The sequence below is a fragment of the Xanthomonas bonasiae genome (genome assembly GCF_014836395.1).
GTDB lineage: Bacteria > Pseudomonadota > Gammaproteobacteria > Xanthomonadales > Xanthomonadaceae > Xanthomonas_A > Xanthomonas_A bonasiae.
Genome location: NZ_JACSQX010000009.1, coordinates 44278 through 64505, shown reverse-complemented (window position 1 = coordinate 64505; position 20228 = coordinate 44278). Strand labels below are relative to the sequence as shown.

Annotated in this window: 17 protein-coding genes; 8 read left to right on the top strand and 9 right to left on the bottom strand. The window is 70.2% G+C overall.

Going from position 1 to position 20228, the window contains the following annotated elements; all coding sequences use genetic code 11:
* Positions 1-255 precede the first annotated feature (255 nt).
* Positions 256-543 (bottom strand): DUF2782 domain-containing protein, encoded by a 288-nt coding sequence (locus tag H9658_RS15510; RefSeq protein ID WP_145703958.1) that lies wholly within the window; start codon positions 541-543, stop codon positions 256-258.
* Positions 544-1001: 458 nt separating this feature from the next.
* Here H9658_RS15510 and polA point away from each other — a divergent pair, with 458 nt between their 5' ends.
* On the top strand, positions 1002-3770 hold the full coding sequence (gene polA, locus H9658_RS15505) for a DNA polymerase I (protein WP_191826024.1): 2769 nt from the start codon (positions 1002-1004) through the stop codon (positions 3768-3770).
* Between the two features lie 725 nt (positions 3771-4495).
* Entirely contained in the window at positions 4496-4975 is a 480-nt protein-coding gene (locus H9658_RS15500; RefSeq protein ID WP_179569868.1) for a DUF421 domain-containing protein, read from the top strand.
* Between the two features lie 127 nt (positions 4976-5102).
* Here the strand turns inward: H9658_RS15500 and H9658_RS15495 are convergent, their stop codons facing one another.
* From H9658_RS15495 to H9658_RS15475, 5 genes are all read right to left on the bottom strand, one after another.
* Positions 5103-5381 (bottom strand): DUF2164 domain-containing protein, encoded by a 279-nt coding sequence (locus tag H9658_RS15495; protein ID WP_191826023.1) that lies wholly within the window; start codon positions 5379-5381, stop codon positions 5103-5105.
* On the bottom strand, positions 5378-6277 hold the full coding sequence (gene hemF, locus H9658_RS15490; protein WP_191826022.1) for an oxygen-dependent coproporphyrinogen oxidase: 900 nt from the start codon (positions 6275-6277) through the stop codon (positions 5378-5380). The genes H9658_RS15495 and hemF overlap by 4 nt, the downstream gene beginning before the upstream one ends.
* Positions 6278-6629: 352 nt before the next feature.
* Entirely contained in the window at positions 6630-7637 is a 1008-nt protein-coding gene (locus H9658_RS15485) for a hypothetical protein (protein ID WP_191826021.1), read from the bottom strand.
* Positions 7638-7677: 40 nt separating this feature from the next.
* Positions 7678-8241 carry a hypothetical protein gene (locus tag H9658_RS15480; protein WP_179569860.1) on the bottom strand — a complete coding sequence of 188 codons (564 nt, stop codon included), beginning with the start codon at positions 8239-8241 and terminating at the stop codon, positions 7678-7680.
* Positions 8242-8467: 226 nt separating this feature from the next.
* Positions 8468-10849, bottom strand: coding sequence for a S9 family peptidase (locus H9658_RS15475; RefSeq protein ID WP_191826020.1), 2382 nt, complete (start codon positions 10847-10849; stop codon positions 8468-8470).
* 240 nt (positions 10850-11089) lie between these two features.
* Here H9658_RS15475 and H9658_RS15470 point away from each other — a divergent pair, with 240 nt between their 5' ends.
* From H9658_RS15470 to H9658_RS15460, 3 genes are all read left to right on the top strand, one after another.
* Positions 11090-12490, top strand: coding sequence for a cytochrome ubiquinol oxidase subunit I (locus H9658_RS15470; RefSeq protein ID WP_191826019.1), 1401 nt, complete (start codon positions 11090-11092; stop codon positions 12488-12490).
* Positions 12490-13506, top strand: coding sequence for a cytochrome d ubiquinol oxidase subunit II (gene cydB / locus H9658_RS15465; protein ID WP_179569855.1), 1017 nt, complete (start codon positions 12490-12492; stop codon positions 13504-13506). Before H9658_RS15470 ends, cydB begins: the two co-directional genes overlap by 1 nt.
* 145 nt (positions 13507-13651) lie before the next feature.
* Entirely contained in the window at positions 13652-15013 is a 1362-nt protein-coding gene (locus H9658_RS15460) for an AMP-binding protein (RefSeq protein ID WP_179569853.1), read from the top strand.
* Positions 15014-15209: 196 nt separating this feature from the next.
* Here H9658_RS15460 and H9658_RS15455 read toward each other — a convergent pair whose 3' ends face one another.
* The 3 genes from H9658_RS15455 to H9658_RS15445 form a co-directional block, all read right to left on the bottom strand.
* Positions 15210-15743 carry an AAA family ATPase gene (locus H9658_RS15455; RefSeq protein ID WP_191826018.1) on the bottom strand — a complete coding sequence of 178 codons (534 nt, stop codon included), beginning with the start codon at positions 15741-15743 and terminating at the stop codon, positions 15210-15212.
* Positions 15744-15940: 197 nt separating this feature from the next.
* Positions 15941-16951, bottom strand: coding sequence for a chorismate transformation enzyme, FkbO/Hyg5 family (locus H9658_RS15450; protein ID WP_179569849.1), 1011 nt, complete (start codon positions 16949-16951; stop codon positions 15941-15943).
* Positions 16948-18315 carry an NAD(P)/FAD-dependent oxidoreductase gene (locus tag H9658_RS15445; protein WP_191826017.1) on the bottom strand — a complete coding sequence of 456 codons (1368 nt, stop codon included), beginning with the start codon at positions 18313-18315 and terminating at the stop codon, positions 16948-16950. The genes H9658_RS15450 and H9658_RS15445 overlap by 4 nt, the downstream gene beginning before the upstream one ends.
* Positions 18316-18444: 129 nt before the next feature.
* Here H9658_RS15445 and xanC point away from each other — a divergent pair, with 129 nt between their 5' ends.
* The 3 genes from xanC to H9658_RS15430 are packed head-to-tail and all read left to right on the top strand — an operon-like array spanning position 18445 to position 20224.
* Entirely contained in the window at positions 18445-18714 is a 270-nt protein-coding gene (gene xanC, locus H9658_RS15440) for a xanthomonadin biosynthesis acyl carrier protein XanC (RefSeq protein ID WP_003470209.1), read from the top strand.
* Positions 18689-19420, top strand: a complete 732-nt coding sequence (locus tag H9658_RS15435) for a COG4648 family protein (protein WP_191826016.1) — start codon at positions 18689-18691, stop codon at positions 19418-19420. The genes xanC and H9658_RS15435 overlap by 26 nt, the downstream gene beginning before the upstream one ends.
* Positions 19421-19474: 54 nt before the next feature.
* A complete protein-coding gene (locus tag H9658_RS15430) occupies positions 19475-20224 on the top strand; it encodes a lysophospholipid acyltransferase family protein (RefSeq protein ID WP_191826137.1) in 750 nt (249 codons plus the stop codon).
* The last annotated feature ends 4 nt before the right edge of the window (positions 20225-20228 follow it).

Sequence of the window (20228 nt, the reverse complement as noted above, 5' to 3'; positions counted from 1 at the left end):
GCCTACGGGAAACGGCCGACGTGTCGGGTGCACCGCAGGAGGGGCTTCAGCCCCGACATGGCGCCGAAACCGCTGTTGTTGCCGACTCCGTGCGTCGCGATTGAAGTCGCTCCCGCAAAGGCCAGCGGCGCGCTGGCTGGGCGCACTGCGGGAGCGACTTCGGTCGCGACGCGCGGAGCATCCGAAAGCGCGCCAGGTTTCCGTTCGTGGCAGCGGTGCGCGGCCGGCGCTGGATCGAGCATTCCCGATCCGGCGTCACCAGCTATACAGCTTCCAGTACACCGGCGACACATTGTCCTTGCTGCCGTCCATGTGCCCGTCGCCGTTCTGGTCGTAGAGGTAGTAGGCCGGGGCGTTGGCCGGGGTCACCTTGACCGCGCGCAGCTGGCCGGAGACCCGGTATTCGTCCACGCTGTCGCCGTTGTCCATCGTGCGATGGGTCACGTCCGCGCCGCGGACGTCCACCGGCGGGCCGTCGGGGCCGATCCCGGTCGAGGCGCAGCCCGCCAGCAGCAACAGTGGAACCAGCATCAGGGCTTTCATTGCAGCATTCTCCACAGCGAAGTCGTCGCACGGATTATGCGCCGAGAGGCCGCATTCGGCGCGTAACGGCTGGATGCGCGCAGCGCTTCACCCAACCCCTCTCTTGATGGGCTGGCGGCTGTTCCTTCTCCCACCGGGACCATGGCCCCCTTTTCGGGGGAAGGTGCCCCGCAGGGGCGGATGAGGGTACGGGCGCAGCCTCGCGCACCCAATCGCAGCGAGTCGCTTCGCGCCGCACCCTCACCCCAACCCCTCTCCCGGCGGGAGAGGGGCTAGTCGGCTGTTCCTTCTCCCCTCGGGAGAAGGTGGCCCGCAGGGCCGGATGAGGGTACGGGCGAAGCCTCGCGCACCCACCCCCAGCGAGTCGCTTCGCACCGCACCCTCACCCCAACCCCTTCCCGGCGGGAGAGGGGCTCCGGATCCCCGGTCCCCAGCCAGGTGCAGCGTAGAATTGCCCGATGAGCCGATTAGTCCTGATCGACGGGTCCAGTTACCTGTATCGCGCGTTCCACGCGCTCCCCCCGCTGACCAACCCCGCCGGCGAGCCCACCGGCGCGCTGTTCGGCGTGGTCAACATGCTGCGCGCCACGCTGAAGGAGCGCCCCGAGTACGTCGCCTTCGTGGTCGATGCGCCGGGCAAGACCTTCCGCGACGACCTGTACGCGCAGTACAAGGCCAACCGCCCGCCGATGCCCGACGAGCTGCGCGCGCAGGTCGAGCCGATGTGCCAGATCGTGCATGCGCTGGGCATCACCATCCTGCGCGAGGGCGGGGTCGAGGCCGACGACGTGATCGGCACCCTGGCCCTGCAGGGCGCCGGCGACGGCCTGGACGTGACCATCTCCACCGGCGACAAGGACTTCGCCCAGCTGGTGCGCCCCGGCGTGCAGCTGGTCAACACCATGAGCGGCAGCCGCATGGACTCCGACGCGGCGGTGATGGAGAAGTTCGGCGTGTGGCCGAGCCAGATCGTCGACCTGCTGGCGCTGATGGGCGACGCCATCGACAACGTGCCGGGCGTGGACAAGTGCGGCCCCAAGACCGCGGCCAAGTGGCTGGCCGAATACGGCTCGCTGGACGGGGTGATGGCCAATGCCGACGCGATCAAGGGCAAGATCGGCGAGAACCTGCGCGCGGCGCTGGCGCGGCTGCCGCTGAACCGCGAACTGGTCACCATCAAGACCGACGTGGCCCTGCCCGGCGGGCCGCGCACGCTGGCCCTGCGCGAGCAGGACCCGGAGCAACTGCGCGGCCTGTACCAGCGCTACGGCTTCACCCAGGCGCTGCGCGACCTGGACGGCGGCGTGGCCGCCCCGGCCGGCGCCGCCGAGGTGACCCCCAGCCTGCGCGGTACCGCCGCCGGCTACGCCCGCGCCGCTGCGCCGATCGACGACACCCTGGACCCGGCGCTGGCCGCCAAGGGCGAATACGCCGCGATCATGACCCCGGAGCAGTTCGAGGACCTGCTGGCGCGCCTGCGCGCGGCCGCCGGCTTCGCCTTCGATACCGAGACCGACGCGCTGGACGCGATGCGGGCCAACCTGGTCGGGCTCAGCTTCGCGATCGAACCGGGCCGCGCCGACTACCTGCCGCTGGGCCACGACTACCCCGGCGCGCCGGTGCAGCTGGACCGGACCCTGGCGCTGGCGGCGCTGAAGCCGCTGCTGGAGGACCCGGCCAAGCCCAAGGTCGGCCAGCACGGCAAGTACGACCTGCACGTGCTGCGCCGCCACGGCGTGGACGTGCGCGGCTACGCCGACGACACCATGCTGGAGAGCTTCGTGCTCAATTCCACCGCCAGCCGCCACGACATGGACTCGCTGGCGCGGCGCTACCTGGGCTACGACACGGTCAAGTACGAGGACGTGGCCGGCAAGGGCGCCAAGCAGATCGCGTTCTCGCAGGTGGCCATCGACGACGCCACCGGCTACGCCGCCGAGGACGCCGACATCACCCTGCGCCTGCACCGCGCGCTGTCCGCGCAGCTGGACGCCGAACCGGCGCTGGCCAAGGTCTACCGCGAGATCGAGATGCCGCTGGTGCCGGTGCTGGCGCGGATCGAGGCGAACGGCGTCAGTGTGGACATGGCCGAACTGCGCAGGCAGAGCCAGGACCTGAGCCAGCGCATGCTCGCCGCGCAGCAGAAGGCCACCGCGCTGGCCGGGCGCACCTTCAACCTGGATTCGCCCAAGCAGCTGCAGGCGGTGCTGTTCGACGAACTGAAACTGCCGGCGCTGATGAAGACCCCCAAGGGCCAGCCCAGCACCAACGAAGAGGCGCTGGAGGCGATCGCCGACCAGCACGAACTGCCGCGGGTGATCCTGGAATACCGCGGCCTGGCCAAGCTGCGCAGCACCTACACCGACAAACTGCCGGAGATGATCAATCCCGACACCGGCCGCGTGCACACCAGCTACCACCAGGCCGGCGCCGCCACCGGACGGCTGTCCTCGGCCGATCCGAACCTGCAGAACATCCCGATCCGCACCGACGACGGCCGCCGCATCCGCCGCGCCTTCGTCGCCCCGCCCGGGCGCAAGCTGATCGCCTGCGACTACTCGCAGATCGAGCTGCGGATCATGGCCCACCTGTCCGAGGACCCGGGCCTGCTGCGCGCCTTCGGCGCCGGCGTGGACGTGCACCGCGCCACCGCCGCCGAGGTGTTCGGGCGCAAGCTGGAGGACGTCACCAACAACGAGCGCCGCGCCGCCAAGGCGATCAACTTCGGCCTGATGTACGGCATGAGCGCGTTCGGCCTGGCCCGCAACCTGGGCATCGGCCGCGGCGAGGCGCAGGATTACGTGGCGCTGTACTTCAGCCGCTACCCGGCGGTGCGCGACTTCATGGAGCGCATGCGCGAGCAGGCGCGCACCCAGGGCTACGTGGAGACCCTGTTCGGCCGCCGCCTGTACCTGAACGACATCAACGCCAAGCAGCAGGGCCTGCGCGCCGGCGCCGAGCGCGCGGCGATCAACGCGCCGATGCAGGGCACCGCGGCGGACATCATCAAGCGCGCCATGGTCACCGTGGACGCCTGGCTGGAGCCGCACCGCGAGCGCGCGCTGATGATCCTGCAGGTACACGACGAACTGGTGTTCGAGGCCGATGCCGACTTCGTCGACACGCTGCTGCCCGAAGTGACCCGGCTGATGGCCGGCGCCGCCGCGCTGAAGGTGCCGCTGGTGGTGGACAGCGGCGTCGGCGACAACTGGGACGAGGCGCATTAGTCGGGGGCAGGGAATCGGGAGTCGAGAATCGGGAGCGGGAAGTCCGGGCCGGCCAGTGGCCGGGGCTTGGTGTGGTGAACGGGGATGGGGGCGCGTTGCCGTGGGCGGCCCGATTCGCGGGCGCAGGAGTGGTGGCCGGGCCGCGCTCGTGATGTTGCGGCACGCCTGAACGCCTTTATTCGAAATCGCGCGGCGTGGCGATGGAACGGACGGGGGAGCGTCGCAGCGCAACTGTCTACGCGCTGCTCCCGGCGTTGCTCGCGTAGCGAAGCAGACGGTTTCGCAGCGGTTTTGGAGCATCCATGCGCCAGACCGGCGAACAGCGCACGGTTTCGGGATCCACTCCGCATCACAAACGATCGTTCGCCGCGTTCTTGCGCACGGATCCACCCTATAAAAAGCAGTTGTTTCTGGAACCCTGCGTTGCGCTGGATTTCGTGAATGAATCGGTCCTTAATTCGATGAATTTTTAACTAAAATCTTCACGAACTAGCAAGGTGCAAAATGGTTTTATATCCCTCGACAGGCGCAATACCTGTCGCGGATCTCCTCCCATCCCCTGGAGCAGATCTAGGAACGGCGACTCCTCCCCAAGTCTCCGTTCCCTGGCCCCGCCGACCTCCCCCTGGTCCGCGGGGCTTTTTTATTGCCTGCGAAAAAATCCAGTTCAGCGCCATCGCCGCCGGCACACGCCGGGGCGCAACCACCAACCTGCGAGCCGCGCGATGCCCGATCTTTTTCATCTGTCGATGCCGTGGTGGGAATTCATTTTCCGCGCGGTGGTGGTGTATGTGGCGGTGCTGACCATGGTGCGGGTGTCGGGCAAGCGCGCGATGGGGCAATTGACACCGTTCGACATGCTGCTGATCGTGCTGCTCGGCAATGCGGTGCAGAACGCCCTGCTGGGCCAGGACACCTCGCTCGGCGGCGGCCTGTTGCTGGCGGCGACGCTGATCGCGTTGAACTTTGGGGTCGGCCTGATCACCTCGCGCAGCGATCGCGCCGAGCGCCTGATCGAAGGCGAGCCGGTGGTGCTGGCGCGCGACGGCCATGTGTTCCGCCAGGTGCTGCGCCGCGAACTGGTCAGCAACGCCGACTTCGAGGCGGCGATGCGCCAGCAGGGCTGCCCGGGCCTGGACAACGTGCGCCTGGCGCTGCTGGAGACCAATGGCCACATCACCATCCTGACCGCCAAGGACAGTTGAGCGGGGCTTCCGGCAGCGCCGGGGCGCCTGCCCGCTGTCCCTGTAGGAGCGGCTTCAGCCGCGACCGGGCTTCACCGGTAACGCCCGGTCGCGGCTGAAGCCGCTCCTACAGGACGCCGCGCCCCACCTAGCGGCGTGGCTCGGTTGGTTGCTCCAGCTGGTAGAGCGCGTCGTCCAGCGCGTCCAGCTGGGCGGCGAGCTGCGTGCGCGCATCCTGCAGGCCGCGATTGTAGAAATGCGCGCCGATGCGCTCGGCGACGAAATCGAGCAGGAATTCGGCCTCGAAGCCGCCGATCTGCTGCTGCAGCTCCTCGCGCAGATAGCGCTGCAGCTGTTCGGCGATGCGGGCCTTGTCCTCGCGTCCCAGCACGCTCGACGGCAGCGGTGCGCGGCGCGTCGCGCTCATGGCAGCCAGTCGCGCGGCACCAGGTAGTCGGCCAGGCGCGCCTCGGCGCTGTCCGGCTCGGGCTGGAAGCCGTATTCCCAGCGCACCCGCGGCGGCAGGCTCATCAGGATGCTCTCGCTGCGGCCGCCGCTCTGCAGGCCGAACAGGGTGCCGCGGTCGTAGACCAGGTTGAACTCGACGTAGCGCCCGCGCCGGTACAGCTGGAACTCGCGCTCGCGCTCGCCCCACGGCAGCGCGCGGCGGCGCTCGACGATCGGCAGGTAGGCATCCAGGAACCCGTCGCCGACCGCGCGCTGATAGGCGAAGTCGCGCTCGAAGTCGGCGTGCAGGTCGTCGAAGAACAGCCCGCCCACGCCGCGGGTCTCGTTGCGGTGCTTGAGGAAGAAGTATTCGTCGCACCAGCGCTTGTGCGCGGCATAGCGGTCTTCGCCGAACGGCGCGCACAGCGCCTGCGCGGTGCGGTGCCAGTGGCGCACGTCCTCGTCGAACGGGTAATACGGGGTCAGGTCGAAGCCGCCGCCGAACCACCAGGCCACGGTTTCGCCGTCGCGCTCGGCGCGGAAGAAGCGCACGTTGGCGTGGGTGGTGGGCAGGTAGGGGCTGTGCGGGTGGAATACCAGCGACACGCCGGTGGCGCGCCACGAGGCGCCGGCCAGTTCCGGGCGGTTGGCGCTGGCCGAGGGCGGCAGGCGCGTGCCGGACACGTCGGAGAAGCCGATCCCGGCCTGCTCGAACAGCGCGCCGTCGCGCAGGATGCGGGTGCGCCCGCCACCGCCCTCCGCACGCTGCCACAGGTCCTCGGCGAAGCGGGCGCGGCCGTCGGCGGCCTCGATGGCGGCGCAGATGCGGTCCTGCAGCCCGGTCAGGTAGTCGCGTACTCGGTCGAACTCGGTCATGGTGGCGGTAGGCAGTCGGGCGGGGGGAGGGGCAGCCACCTGTAGCTGGGCGACAGGCAGCGGCGTGCCGCACATTATTGCGTGCCGATCGCCGGGGGCTGTTAACGCGATCGGATGACCGCATTGCCGTGCGCTGCGTTCGAGCGTCGAGGCGTGCGCCGCGGCTGGCTGGGCGCCCGGGGGCCTTTCCGGGCCGCCCGTGTCGTGTGCCTGGGGGGTGTCATCCATTTCAGAGCAGGTCGCAGTCCCAACCCGCAGGACTACGCCCGCGCGTGCGCGCTGCCGTGTCGGCGCCGACGTGGACACGCATGCGCGGCGGCGGCGCGGGTCGCCCGGGGAGGGAGGACACGCCCTAGGGCGCCGTGGCCCCGCAGTGGTCGGCCTCGTCGCCGAAGAACACCACGAAGCGGTGCGCGCGATCCAGGCCGAGCAGCCGCTTCGCGCCGAGCGGACGCAGCCGCCATTGTTGTCCATCCTGCTGGCGCAGCGCGACCTGGCCATCTTCCAGGCGCGCTTCCATGACCTCGCCTTCGCCGCTACGCACGCGGCCATCGGCGCCGAACTGCAGGCTGATTCCGTCGCCGGTGGGTGCGATGAAACGGCCGCATGGCAGCCGCGTGGCCGGCGGCGACTGCAGCAGCGCCGCGTCCACCTCGTCCAGTGCCGTGGTGCGGCCGCAGGCCACCGGATCGGACAGGGCGCAGGCCTGTTCCAGCAGCGCCTTGGCGCGCAGGAACTGGCCGTCGTCCCACTGCCGTTCCGCCGCCGCCGTGCAGATCTGCGGGGAGGCGCTGCGCTGGCACACGGCTTCGGGCTGCACGGCGGCCCCGGCCTGGTCGGGGGCGGCGGTCGCCGTCGCTGCGGGATCGAGCAGCGCACGGCAGGCGAACGGCAACTGCGGCCCGCACAGCGCCGCGGCTTGCGCTTGGTCGCCTGACGCCAGCCGCTGCGCGCAGGCCGGCAGGTCCGCGCGGCATTGCGCGATCGCCGCTGTCGCCGCCGGGACGGAGGCGGCGCAGGGCGCGCTGCTGCCGCGCCGATAGACGGTGCCGTCCGCTGCACGGACCTGCGCGGCGTCCGCCGAGAGCGTGTAGCGTTCGCTGCGGCCGCTGGCCAGATCGAAGAGCTGCAAGGCGTTGCCCTCGCGCTGCAGATGGAAGCGCCGCGGCGTGTCCTGCTCGGGTTCCAGCCGCGCGCTGTCGGCGCTTTCCAGGTACAGCGCGTTCTGCGCGCCGTCCACGTACAGGCCGCAGACGGGGGCGGCGGGCGCGGCGGCGGCGCAGGCGGCGATGCCGAACCAGGCCAGCGCGGACAGGGTGGCGCCGGCCAGGAAGCGGCGGCTGGGGCAATGCGATGTCATCGGAAATCCTTTTCGAAGCCGGCGATGCCGGCGGGTGGAATCAGCTGCGGAACTCGGCGCGGATCGCCGGCCGGTACAGCTGGTAGACGATCCAGCCATGCAGCGCGGCGAAGACCAGGGAGGTCACCGCGGCGGTGGCCATGCTGATCATGCGTCCAGACTGCAACTGAGCGAGCAACTGCGCGCCGTCGGCGCTGTGCAGCAGCGCCTTGGGCAGCATCTGGTGCATCGCGCCGAAGAAGTGCCACATCAGCGGCAGGCTGGCGAAGTTGGCCAGTCCGGTGACGACCAGGAAGGCGACGAAGCTCAGCCGTGCCCATTCGCGCCGTTGCTGCAGCCCCCACGCGGAGGCGCTGAACAGCAGCGCCAGCAATGCCGACAGCAGCGACAGCGCGAGCATGTGGTCCAGGCACCATTGCCACAGCGCCGGCGGCGTGATGCCGACGCGCGCGAACAGCCCTTGCAGCGCGCCATCGGGCAGCAGCGCCAGCACCGCCACCTGGCACAGCGCGTACAGCAGCCAGACCACGCCGACCACCAGCGAGATCTTCGCCATCGTGTCGATCATCGGGTTGCGTGCGGAGGGCAGGGGCGGGGGTGGCATCGGCGGTCCTTCGATGGGGGGGCGGCACGAGGGGGGCCGCGAAGCGTCCGGCAAGGATAGGGCGGGTGGCTGCCGGCGCAAGCGAGCGGTGCCCCTTCGCCCGCCGGTCAGCGGCAAGCCGGCGCTTCGCTCGTCGCGACTGAAGTCGCTCCCACAACAGCCCCTGCGTTCCGCAGGCAGTCCTGTAGGAGCGGCTTCAGCCGCGACCGCTTGCCGAAAGGCAGACCTATTTCAACTGCTGCTCGAACAGCTTCAGCACCCGCTTGTACTCGTCCAGCCACGAATCGGCGCGGGTGAAGCCGTGCTTTTCCAGCGGGTACGGGGCGATCTCCCAGTTGTCCTTGTGCAGCTCGATCAGCTTCTGGCTCATGCTCACCGAATCGCGGAAGAACACGTTGTCGTCGACCATGCCGTGGGCGATCAGCAGGTGGTCGCGCAGGCCGGCGGCGTATTCGATCGGCGAGGAGGCGCGGTAGGCCTCCGGGTCCAGCTCCGGGGTGTTGAGGATGTTGGCGGTGTATTCGTGGTTGTACTGGGTCCAGTCGCCGACCGGGCGCAGCGCGGCGCCGGCCTTGAACGTGCCGGGGCTGCGGAACAGCGCCATGTAGGTCATGAAGCCGCCATAGGAACCGCCATAGATGCCGGCGCGGTCGCGGTCGCCCTGCTTGTCGGCGACCAGCCAGTCCAGGCCGTCCAGGTAGTCCTCCAGTTCCGGATGGCCCATGTTGCGGTAGATCGCGGTGCGCCAGTCGCGGCCATAGCCGGCGCTGGCGCGGTAATCCAGGTCGAGCACCACGTAGCCCTTCTGCACCAGCAGGTTGTGGAACATCTGCTCGCGGAAGTACGGGGTGTAGCGCGCCGACACGTTCTGCAGGTAGCCGGCGCCGTGCACGAACATCACGATCGGATAGCGCTTGCCGGGCTCGGGATGCTGCGGGCCGTAGTACTTGCCCCAGACCACGCCGGCGCCGTGCTTGGACGGCACCTGCACGTACTGCGGCTGGATCCAGGCGCGCGCCTTGAACGCGGCGCTGCGGGTGTCGGTGAGGGTGCGCGCGTTGCCGCCGGCCACCGGCACCACCGCCAGCTGCGGCGGCAGGTAGCTGCCCGAATAGCGCACCAGCAGCTGCTGGCCGTCCGGCGACAGCGCGAAGTCTTCCACGCCGTCGAGCGCGGTCAGTTCGCTGACGCGGTCGTCGCGCAGGTCGAGCTTGCACACTTCGTAGTCGCCCGGCCACTTGCGGTTGCACAGGAACAGGAAGCCCTGGCCGTCGGCCGTGGCGACCGGCGCGGAGACTTCCCATTTGCCCGAGGTGCGCTGCCGCGGCTTGTCGGTGCCGCGCTGGGTGTACAGGTGCGCATAGCCGGATTGTTCGGACAGCAGCCACAGCGTCTGGTTGTCCGCCAGCCAGCCGAAGTCATTGAAGCTCCAGCCGATCCAGGCCGCGTCGGTGAGGCGGTGGCGGTTGAGCAGGGTGGCCTTATCCAGATCGACGCTGGCGATCCAGCGGTCCTTGTTGTCGACCGCGCGCAGCATCACCGCGACATTGCGGCCGTCGTCGCTCCAGTGGATCGCCGGACCGGCGCCGTCGCCGTCGGTTTCCACGCGGATCGCGCGCGGCCCCTTCAGCGGCTCCTGCTTGGCCGCCTTGCGCAGCGCCGCCAGCGGATCGGCGTCGATGCCGGGCAGGGCGGCGACGTCGAGCTTGCGCGCGCTGCCGGCGCTCACGTCGACCAGCCACAGCGTCTGCGCCAGCGGCGGGTTGCGGCCGACGCGGGTGCGGGTTTCCTGGAATTCCTCGTAGCCCGATTCGGTCACGTACTTGGGCATCTTGCCGTCGCGGCCTTCGTCGCCGCCCTTGGCGTGGGTCACCACCAGCAGGTGGCGGCCGTCCGGCGACAGCGCGCTGTCGTCGATGGCCACGTCTTCGCCCAGGTACACCGGCGCCGGCGCACGGCTGCCGTCGGCGCGCCGCCAGGCCTGCTCCTGCTGCCGCGCCAGGTCGCGCTGCGCGCGATCGCGGGCCAGGGTTTCCAGGGTGCGCAGCTGCTGCTCGCGCAGCGCATCGGGCTTGGGCGCGGCGTCGGGATCGCGCTCGGCCTTGAGTACCGCCGCCTGCAGCGTGCCGCCGCCGGCGCTCCAGCGGTACCAGTCGTTGCCGACCCGCCACAGCGCGCCGCCGTCGGTGGTGAACTGCGGGCGCGCCGCGGCGTCGTTGCTGCGGGTCAGCTGGGTCAGCGCGCCGCTGCGCAAGTCGCGCAGGAACACGTCGCCGTTGCGCACGAACAGCATGCGCTGTCGCCGCGCGTCGTAGACCGGATCGGCCGCATCCAGGGTGCTGCGCTGGGTGTCCTCGACGCGCTGCGCAGCGGCGCCATCGACGCCCTGGCGGTAGGTGTCGCGCACCGGGCTGCCGGCGCGCTTGAGCTGGTACTGCACCTGGCGCCCGTCCCAGGCCCACCAGGCGGCCTCGACCGGCGGCCCGATCCAGTCCGGATCGGCCATCGCCTGCTCGATCGTCAACGGAGCGGCGGTTTCCTGCGCGGCGGCCAGCGGCGCCAGGCAGGACAGGGACAGCAACACAACGCACAGGGGGACGCGACGCATCTGGATTCCGGACGAACGGGCAAGCGGGGAGGGTAGCAGCCGCGATGGCGCGGCGACTGCGCCGTTGGTCATGGGGCGGCCGGGATTGGGGATTCGGCATTGGGGATTCGCAGAGGCCTTTCGCTTTTGCCAATCCCCAATCCCCAATCCCCAATCCCGGCCCTGCGACAAGACGTCACACGCAATTTCGCCCGGCTGGGCCAACAATGGCGGCCAGTTACGGTTTCACGAGCGACGTCCATGGACGCAGTGCTGCTCTCGCGTATCCAGTTCGGATTCGTCATCAGTTTCCACGTGTTGTTCCCGGCCTTCACCATCGGCCTGTCGAGCTGGCTGGCGTTCCTGGAGTGGCGCTGGCTGCGCACCCGCGACACGCTGTGGCGCGACCTGTATTTCTTCTGGCTGAAGATCTTCGCGGTGTCGTTCGGCATGGGCGTGGTCAGCGGCATCGTGATGAGCTTCCAGTTCGGCACCAACTGGTCGGTGCTCAGCGAGCGCGCCGGCAACATCCTCGGCCCGCTGCTCAGCTACGAAGTGCTGACCGCGTTCTTCCTGGAGGCCTCGTTCCTCGGGGTGATGCTGTTCGGCTGGCGCAAGGTGCCGGAGAAGCTGCACTTCCTGTCCACCTGCCTGGTCGCGCTGGGCACGCTGATCTCCACCTTCTGGATCCTGTCGGCCAACAGCTGGCTGCACACGCCGGCCGGCTACGCCATCGTCGATGGCGTGTTCCAGCCGGCGCACTGGCGCGAGGTGATCTTCAATCCGTCGTTCCCGTACCGGCTGGCGCACATGGTGCTGGCCGCGTTCATCACCACCTGCTTCGTGATCGGCGGGGTCAGCGGCTGGTACCTGCGCCGTGGCGTGCACGTGCAGGTGGCGGGGCGGATGCTGAAGCTGGCGGTGGCGTTCGCCGCGATCGCGGTGCCGCTGCAGATCGCCGCCGGCGACGCGCATGGCCTGAACACGCTCGAGCACCAGCCGATCAAGGTGGCGGCGATGGAGGCGCACTGGCATGGCGAGGCGCCCGGCGCCGGCGTGCCGCTGGTGCTGTTCGCGGTGCCCAACGAACAGGCCGAGCGCAACGACTACGAGGTCAAGATCCCGCGCGTGGGCAGCCTGATCCTGACCCATACCCTGGACGGCGAGATCGCGCCGCTGACCTCGGTGCCCGCCGACGAACGGCCGCCGGTGAAGCCGGTGTTCTACGCGTTCCGGATCATGGTCGGCCTGGGCATGGCGATGCTGCTGCTGGCCTTCGTGTCGCTGTGGTTCTGGTGGCGCGGCACGCTGCTGCGGCGGCGCTGGCTGCACGTGGCCTGGAACGCGATGCTGCCGGCCGGGTTCGTGGCCTTGCTGGCCGGCTGGTTCGTCACCGAGATCGGGCGCCAGCCGTATGTGATCTACGGCCTGCTGCGCACCCGCGATGCGGTCAGCGCGATCAGCCCGGCGATGGTGTGGGTGTCGCTGGGCGTGTACGTGGCCGCCTACGCCTTCGTGTTCGGCTTCGGCGGCTGGTACATCCTGAAGATGCTGCGCAAGGGGCCGCTGCCGCACGAGCCCGAGCCGCAGCTGCACGATGGCGACAGGACGCCGGCGCGGCCGATCTCGGCGGCCGGCGACGATCTCGAGGAGACACGCTGATGGACATGGCCACCGTGCTGCCGGTGATCTGGTTCGGGGTGATCGGGTTCGGCGTGCTGATGTACGTGCTGCTGGACGGCTTCGTGCTCGGCCTCGGCATCCTCGCCCCGTTCGCCGAGGACGAGGACCAGCTCGATCTGATGATGAACACCGCCGCGCCGATCTGGGACGGCAACGAGACCTGGCTGGTGCTCGGCGGCGCCGGCCTGCTGGCGGCGTTCCCCAAGGCCTATGCGCTGATCCTGTCGGCGCTGTACCTGCCGGTGCTGCTGATGCTGATCGCGCTGGTGTTCCGCGGAGTGGCGTTCGAGTTCCGCTTCAAGGCGCATCGCTCCAAGTACCTGTGGGGCTGGGCGTTCGCGCTGGGCTCGCTGTGCGCGGCGTTCTGGCAGGGCGTGATCCTCGGCGCGCTGGTCGAGGGCATGCCGCTGCAGGGCGGCAAGTACCTCGGCGGCGTGCTGGGCTGGTTCAGCCCGTTCTCGATGCTGACCGGCGCGGCGGTGGTGTTCGGCTATGCGCTGCTCGGCGGCAGCTGGCTGATCCTGAAGACCGAAGGGCCGATGCAGCGCATCGCGCGTTCGCTGACCCGGCCGTTGGTGCTGGTGGTGGTGGTGTTCATGGGCCTGGTCAGCGCCTGGCTGCCGTTCCTGGACTCGCGGATCATGGCGCGCTGGTTCCACGGCGGCAATTTCTGGTGGCTGTCGCCGGTGCCGCTGCTGGTGCTGGTCAACGCGTTCGCGCTGTGGCGCGCGGCGATGGCGCAGGGCCGCGACGCGCGCCCGTTCGTGCTGACCCTGTGCTTCTTCGTGCTCGGTTTCTTCGGGCTTGTGCTGGGCATCTGGCCGAACATCGTGCCGCCGGGGCTGACCATCTGGGAAGCGGCGTCGCCGCCGTCCTCGCAGGGCTTCGTGCTGGCCGGGCTGGTGGTGCTGCTGCCGGTGATCCTGGGCTATACCGCATGGTCGTACCGGGTGTTCCGCGGCAAGATCACGGCCGACAGCGGCTACCACCACTGAGTTCTTCGGTGGAATCGCGGCGCGCGTGCGGCGTGCCGCCATCGCGTGGGCAGTGCGCCCGGCTTGCCAGCGACGGCGGTGGCCGCCAAGCTACCGATTCGCGCTGCCCGTTGCGGGCCAGTCGCCCGCCGAGCCTTCGCCACGCATGCCTGTCGCTTCGTCCGCCGTTTCCCCGCCGCTCCTGCATCCGCTTGCCGTCGGCGACCTGCACCGCCCGCTGGCCTACGCCGGCGGCCAGCACATCGATCTGGCCACGTTCCTCGGCCATGTGCGCGGCCTGGCGGCGGTGCTGCCGCCGGGCCGGCATGCGCTGAACCTGTGCGAGGACCGCTACCGGTTCATGGTCGCGTTCTGCGCGGTGGCGCTGCGCGGGCAGACCTCGCTGCTGCCGTCCTCGCGCGCGCCGGCAGTAGTCGCCGAGGTGCAGCGCAGCCATGCCGACAGCTATTGCCTGGGCGACCTGGCGCTGGCCGAGTCGCCGCCGCGCTACTGGCAGCTGCCCGATCCGTTGCCGAGCCTGGACGGCGACATGCCGCAACTGGCGGCCGATGCGCTGGTCGCGATCGGCTTCACGTCCGGCAGTACCGGCACGCCGAAACCCAACCCCAAGACCTGGGGCAACTTCCTGACCAGCACCCGCCAGGATCTGCTGGCGCTGGTCGGATTGTGGGAGGCGGACGCGGTACCGCAGGTGGTGGCGACGGTGCCGCCGCAGCACATGTACGGCATGGAGCTGTCGATCCTGCTGCCGCTGGTGACGCCGCTGGCGGTGCATGCCGGGCGGCCGTTCTTCCCCGAGGACGTGGCGCGCGCGCTGGCGCAGGTGCCGGCGCCGCGGCTGCTGGTGACCACGCCGGTGCACCTGCGTGCGCTGGTCGAATCCGGCGTCGCCCTGCCGCCGCTGGCCGGCATCGTCTCGGCCACCGCGCCGCTGGCGCAGGAACTGGCCGCGGCCGCCGAGGCGCGCTTCGGCGGGCAGGTGCGCGAAATGTTCGGCTCCACCGAAACCTGCGTGTTCGCCAGCCGCCGCACCGCCTGCGAGGCGCAGTGGACGCCGCTGCCCGGCGTGCGCGTGGCGCCGCAACCGGACGGCACCCTGGTGCACGCGCCACACCTGCCGCAGCCGGTGCTGCTGGCCGACCTGATGGACGTGGACGCCGACGGCCGCTTCCAGGTGCGCGGCCGCCAGGCCGACCTGCTGGAGATCGCCGGCAAGCGCGCCTCGCTGGCCGACCTGACCCGGCGCCTGCTGGCCGTGCCGGGCGTGGTCGACGGCGCGATGCTGCAACTGGAGCCGGAACCCGGTCAGCGCGTCGGCCGCATCGCGGCCGTGGTGGTCGCGCCGAGCCTGGACGAAGCCGCGATCCTGGCCGCATTGCGCCGCGAGCTGGACCCGGTGTTCCTGCCGCGCCGCCTGCGCAAGCTCGACGCCTTGCCGCGCAACGAAACCGGCAAGTTGCCGCGCGATCGGTTGCTGGCGTTGTTGGCGGGCGAGCGCGAGGGGTGAGGGTCGATTGGCGCCGGATGCCGTAGCGCTTCCGGTGACTGCCGCATCTGCGCAGATGGCGCTGCATCGGCCGGGAAATCCGTTGCGGGTCCTGATCGGCCAAGCGGATACGGTACGCATCCCGCACGCCCTGGCGGTCGTCGCTGCCTTTGGCACTCGGCTTGGCCTCAACGCCGAATGGACCAGCCGCCGTTCTTCAGGATAAAGCGCTCAGGACCTCCGCCACCAGGCGCTCCAGGTCCACCGGCACGCGCGTATCCACCGCGACCACCGTCCCTAGTCCCACCGGTCCGGCGTACTCCGCAAGCATGTCCGGCGGCAGTTCTTTCAACGGATGCGCGGCGTGATGTGCGCTGGCCGCGGCGCGATCCCGGAAACGCCGGGCGGTTTCGTCTGGGCCGCAGTCGCAATGAACCTCGACGATGACTGCGTCCAGGCTGGCCAGTTTGTCGCGTTCGTATGCGCTGCGGGGCCGGAAGTTGGCTTCCAGCACCGCGTGCGGCGCGTGGCGCGCCAGCGACCAGAGCAATTCCATCGCCGCGCCGCCAAGCCGGCGTGACGCGGCCAGATCGCCGCCGCTGTCGCCGAGGCTGTCGGTCAGCGTTTCCTTGATGACATCCTTGCAGAACAGCGGAAAGCCGAGCCGTTTGGCGAGCGGCATCGCCAAGGTGGTTTTTCCTGCGCCAGGTGCGCCGGACACGATCACGATCTTGCGGCGACTGTCGGACATGGCATGCCAGTGCGAGGATCTGGGGCGGACACCGCCGAACAGCTTGCGATGCTATTTGGGATTGGGGCGCGCGCATCTGCAGGTGGCGAACCGCAGTGGCAGTGGCGACCGAACGTCCTGCATTGCTCGACGCCTGGTCGAACGAACCGCACCAGCCGTCGCGGCGATGGCGAGCTGGCGCTCAGCCGCGCGCACGCTCACCCATGTACGCCATCGATCTCCACCGCCAGTTCGTTGCGGCAGATCACCGCGTGCAGCAGCAGGCGCGGCACGCGGTCGCCGAAGCGGGCGTCGAGCGCGGCCGCGACCAGCGGCAGGTCGGCGGCTTCGCGGACGTAGACCTTGAGCCGGGTGCCGTCGCCGAACTGCGCCGGCAGGTCGGGGCTGTGGGTGCGCGCGGCGGCCAGCAGCGCGTCGAAGTTGGCGAAGGTTTCCTCCAGCTGCGCCAGCAGCTGGCCGGTGTGCATCGATGCATGGCCGACCACGCTGGCGGTGCCGGACAGCAGCAGCGGCATGTCGCTGCCGGCCGGCGGCAGCATCGCGCGGGCGAAGCTCGGCGATTGCGGCCCGTACTGGCGCGGGTAGCGGTAGGCGCTGACCTGGCGCGGGTTCTCCAGCGGCGTGCCGGCCTGCGCGGCGGCCAGCCAGTAGATCTGGATCACCCGCGCATCGTCGCAACGGCCGACCGCGGTGGCCGCCGGCAGCTGGCTGGCGTCGAAGTCGCCCAGGCCGCGCGCGCGGCCGACGCAGAACTGGCGGTAGCGCTCGCGGTCGCCGCTGCCCAGGGTGATCGCGTCGAGGTAGTTCCAGATCCGCAGCAGGCGCGGCGTGGCGCTGCCGGCGACGAAGGCGGTGATCTGCGCATAGGCCAGGGTCGAGGCCTCTTCGATCTCCAGTGCCTGCTCGTCGATCTCGATCACGCCGAACTGCAGGCGCCCGTCGCTGGCCCAGGCGATGTCGCCGTCGCGGCCGCTGCTGACCGGCGCGTCGGTGCGCCAGACCTCGAGCATGCGCGGGCCGTGCGGCTGCAGCGGCACGCGCAGGTAGCGCGGATCGGCGTGGTGCGGCGCGTCGTTGCCGAAGCCGAACACCGCCAGCACCCGGTCGTCGCGCAGCAGCTCGCCCGGATCGGTCTCGGCGACGTAGTCCACCTGCAGCTGCGGATGCCGCTGCTCGTGGTGCGGGAACTGCGGGTGCGGCCGGCTCATGATCTGTCTCCGTGCAAGGTGTCGCCCTGGAAGTGTTCGCGTGCCTGGCGCCGCCGCTGGCGCCAGGAGTGCCAGGCGCGCGGCAACATCGCGGCCGCGGACATGGCGTAGATCGCGCGGAACACGCGCAGCCGGCGCAGCACCGCGCGGTTGTCGAACACGTCGCCGGCCAGCATCGCCACCACCGCCTGTTCCACCTGCAGCACGTTGCGCGGCTGCGCGAACAGCTCGCGCATGGTCGGCGAGGTGAAGCGGTAGATGAACCATTTGAACTCGCTCAGGCCGCGCCGCAGGTGCTTCTCCAGGCCGCGCTGCAGCCGCGCCTCGCGCGCCGGATCGCGCAGCGCCGCATCGACCATGGCCGCGCCGCGCTCGGCGCTGTGCATGGCCAGGTACACGCCGGAGGAGAACATCGGATCGACGAAGGCATAGGCGTCGCCGAGCATCAGCCAGCGCGGCCCGCTCATGCGCGTGCACTCGTAGGCGTAGTTGCCGGTGGCGTGCACCGGCGCCACGCGCTGCGCGCCGGCCATGCGTTCGACCACGTCGGGGTTCAGCGCCAGGGTGCGCATCAGGAACGCCTCGCTGTCGCCCTGGCGGGTCTTCATGTATTCCGGGTAGCACACCGCGCCGACGCTCATCACGTCGTCGGGCAGCGGGATCAGCCACATCCAGCCATGCGGATGGCGGTAGATGCTGATGTTGCCGGCGTCCTCGCCGGGGCGCCGCGCCACCCCGCGGAAATGGCTGAACAATGCCGCCGACTGGTGCCGGGCGTTGGCGCGCTTGAGCTTGAGCTTGTTGCCGAGGAAGGTGTCGCGGCCGCTGGCGTCGATCAGGTAGCGCGGGCGGAAGGTGTGCACGCCGTCGGCGCTGCGCGCCTGCACCAGCGGTTGCTCTCCGTCCAGCTGCACCGTCTCGACCTTGGTCTCCTCGCGCAGGTCGGCGCCGGCGGCGCGGGCGTGAGCGAACAGGACCCGGTCGAAGTCGGCGCGCGGCACCTGGAACGCGTAGTCGGACTGCGCATCCAGCGCCTTGGCGAAGCGGAAGGTGTTGTAGCCGCCGCTGTCGTTGGGGAAATCGGCGCCGAGCTTGAGCACGCCGATCGCACGCACCTGCTCGAGCACGCCCAGCCGCTGCAGGATCGGGATGTTCATCGGCAGCAGCGATTCGCCGATGTGGAAGCGCGGATGGCGGTCCTTTTCCAGCAGGGTCACCTGCCAGCCCTGCTGCGCCAGCAGGGTCGCCGCGGCGCATCCGGCGGGGCCGCCGCCGATCACCAGCACGTCGGGCGTTTCCGCCGCGGGCGCCAGTGGGGCGGCGGGGGACGGCGCGGACGCGCCGACAGGGGCGGTGGAATTCATCCTGAAAAACCTGCGGTGGACATGTAAGACGAATGCCATGATAGCTTGCCTGCCAGGGTCGGACAGTTGCGTCGCTGCGCGCGATGCACCATCTTGTCGCACCTGTCCTCACCGCCTGGAAGCCCCTGGATGTCTTCGCAAACCGCCGCCGAACGTGAACTGGCCGAGCTGCTGGTCGAGAGCCTGAACCTGGAAGACGTGCAGCCCGGCGACATCGATCCGGAGGCGCCGCTGTTCAATACCGGGCTGGGACTGGACTCGATCGATGCGCTGGAACTGGCGCTGGCGATCAGCAAGCGCTACGGCTTCCAGCTGCGCTCGGACAACGACGAGAACCGCCGCATCTTCGCCTCGCTGCGCGCACTGTCGGCGCATGTCGAAGCCAACAAGACCAGCTGACCCGGCCGCCGCCGCGCCGTGGGCGCTGGCGCTGGGGGTGCTGCTGGCGCTGGCGTATTCGCCGCTGGCGCACTGGGCCAACGCCGCGCACCGTCCCGACCTGGCCGTGCTGGCGGGCGCGGCGCTGGTGCTGATGGTGCTGGTGGAGCCGATGGCGCGGCTGCGGCCGTGGGCCTGGGCGCTGGCGCTGCTGGCGCTGGCCGCGCTGGTGCCGTTGTGGCGCTCGCCGCACGCGCTGCTGCTGCTGGCCGCGCCGCCGGTGCTGTTCACCGCCTGGGTGGCCTGGTTCTTCGGGCGCAGCCTGCAGCGCGGGCGCACTCCGCTGATCTCGCGCATCGTCGAGGCGCTGTACCGTCAGGCCGGATTGCCGCTTGCGCCCGAGCAGCTGCGCTACACGCGCCGGCTGACCCTGGCCTGGACCCTGCTGCTGGCCGCCATGACCTTGCTGAACCTGTTGCTGGCGCTGTGCGCCGTACCGAGCGGGGTGTTGGCGCAGCTGGGGCAGGCCTCGCCGGTGCCGATCGGCGATGCGCGCGCCTCGCTGATCGCCAACCTGCTGGGCTACGGCGTGATCGGCGGCTTCTTCGTCGGCGAGTACGTCCTGCGCGGGCGCTGGTTTCCGCAGCGTCCCTACCGTAATCTGCCTGACTTCCTGCACCAGCTGGCGCGGCTGGGGCCGGTTTTTTGGCGCGATCTATTGCGCTGACGCGCGCATCGGGGGATGCAGAGGCTTGTGCAGATCATCAAGGACAAACTGAAGATGCCGCAGACAGGGATGCCGTCGCGCATGGCCTGGGCCGTGTGGAATACCTTGCAACTGCTGTTCACGCTGGCGTTCACCGGGTTGGGCATCGTCGTGGCGCTGGGCCTGTTGCTGCTGGCCGGGCCGCGGCTGCCGCTGCGCATGGGCGCGCGGGTATGGGCGCCGGTGCTGTTCTTCGGCGCCGGCGTGCGCTTCGAAGTGGAAGGCCAGGAGCGGGTGGACTGGTCGCGCAACCACCTGTTCGTCAGCAACCACCAGTCGATCATCGACATCTGCGCGCTGTTCGCGGCGTTGCCGGTGCCGCTGCGTTTCCTGCTCAAGGACGAAATGCTGCAGGTGCCGTTCGTGAGCTGGTATGCGCGCGCCACCGGCATGCTGTTCCTGGACCGCGACAGCCGCCGCGCCGGCGCCATGGTCCGGCGCCAGGCCGCGGCGCTGCTGCGCCAGGGCCAGGACCTGTGCCTGTTCCCGGAAGGCACCCGCAGCCGCAGCGGCGAACTGGCCGAATTCAAGGCGGGGCTGCTGCAGGCCGCTATCGATGCTGGCGTGGACGTGGTGCCGGTGGCGTTGGACGGAGCGGGCAAGGTGCTGCCGTCGACCAGCCTGTTCCGGGTGCGGCCCGGGGTGATCCGGGTGCGGATCGGCACGCCGATCAACGTGAACGGCGCCGATGGCCCGCTGGACCGGCAACAGCTGACCCAGCGCGCACACCAGGCCGTCCGTGCCATGCTCGAACCCAGGATCTGAGTCG

Excerpts from the sequence above, each read along its gene's own strand:
- H9658_RS15510 (WP_145703958.1), bottom strand. The coding sequence starts at position 543 with ATGAAAGCCCTGATGCTGGTTCCACTGTTGCTGCTGGCGGGCTGCGCC.
- polA (WP_191826024.1), top strand. The coding sequence starts at position 1,002 with ATGAGCCGATTAGTCCTGATCGACGGGTCCAGTTACCTGTATCGCGCG.
- H9658_RS15500 (WP_179569868.1), top strand. The coding sequence starts at position 4,496 with ATGCCCGATCTTTTTCATCTGTCGATGCCGTGGTGGGAATTCATTTTC.
- H9658_RS15495 (WP_191826023.1), bottom strand. The coding sequence starts at position 5,381 with ATGAGCGCGACGCGCCGCGCACCGCTGCCGTCGAGCGTGCTGGGACGC.
- hemF (WP_191826022.1), bottom strand. The coding sequence starts at position 6,277 with ATGACCGAGTTCGACCGAGTACGCGACTACCTGACCGGGCTGCAGGAC.
- H9658_RS15485 (WP_191826021.1), bottom strand. The coding sequence starts at position 7,637 with ATGACATCGCATTGCCCCAGCCGCCGCTTCCTGGCCGGCGCCACCCTG.
- H9658_RS15480 (WP_179569860.1), bottom strand. The coding sequence starts at position 8,241 with ATGCCACCCCCGCCCCTGCCCTCCGCACGCAACCCGATGATCGACACG.
- H9658_RS15475 (WP_191826020.1), bottom strand. The coding sequence starts at position 10,849 with ATGCGTCGCGTCCCCCTGTGCGTTGTGTTGCTGTCCCTGTCCTGCCTG.
- H9658_RS15470 (WP_191826019.1), top strand. The coding sequence starts at position 11,090 with ATGGACGCAGTGCTGCTCTCGCGTATCCAGTTCGGATTCGTCATCAGT.
- cydB (WP_179569855.1), top strand. The coding sequence starts at position 12,490 with ATGGACATGGCCACCGTGCTGCCGGTGATCTGGTTCGGGGTGATCGGG.
- H9658_RS15460 (WP_179569853.1), top strand. The coding sequence starts at position 13,652 with ATGCCTGTCGCTTCGTCCGCCGTTTCCCCGCCGCTCCTGCATCCGCTT.
- H9658_RS15455 (WP_191826018.1), bottom strand. The coding sequence starts at position 15,743 with ATGTCCGACAGTCGCCGCAAGATCGTGATCGTGTCCGGCGCACCTGGC.
- H9658_RS15450 (WP_179569849.1), bottom strand. The coding sequence starts at position 16,951 with ATGAGCCGGCCGCACCCGCAGTTCCCGCACCACGAGCAGCGGCATCCG.
- H9658_RS15445 (WP_191826017.1), bottom strand. The coding sequence starts at position 18,315 with ATGAATTCCACCGCCCCTGTCGGCGCGTCCGCGCCGTCCCCCGCCGCC.
- xanC (WP_003470209.1), top strand. The coding sequence starts at position 18,445 with ATGTCTTCGCAAACCGCCGCCGAACGTGAACTGGCCGAGCTGCTGGTC.
- H9658_RS15435 (WP_191826016.1), top strand. The coding sequence starts at position 18,689 with ATGTCGAAGCCAACAAGACCAGCTGACCCGGCCGCCGCCGCGCCGTGG.
- H9658_RS15430 (WP_191826137.1), top strand. The coding sequence starts at position 19,475 with ATGCCGCAGACAGGGATGCCGTCGCGCATGGCCTGGGCCGTGTGGAAT.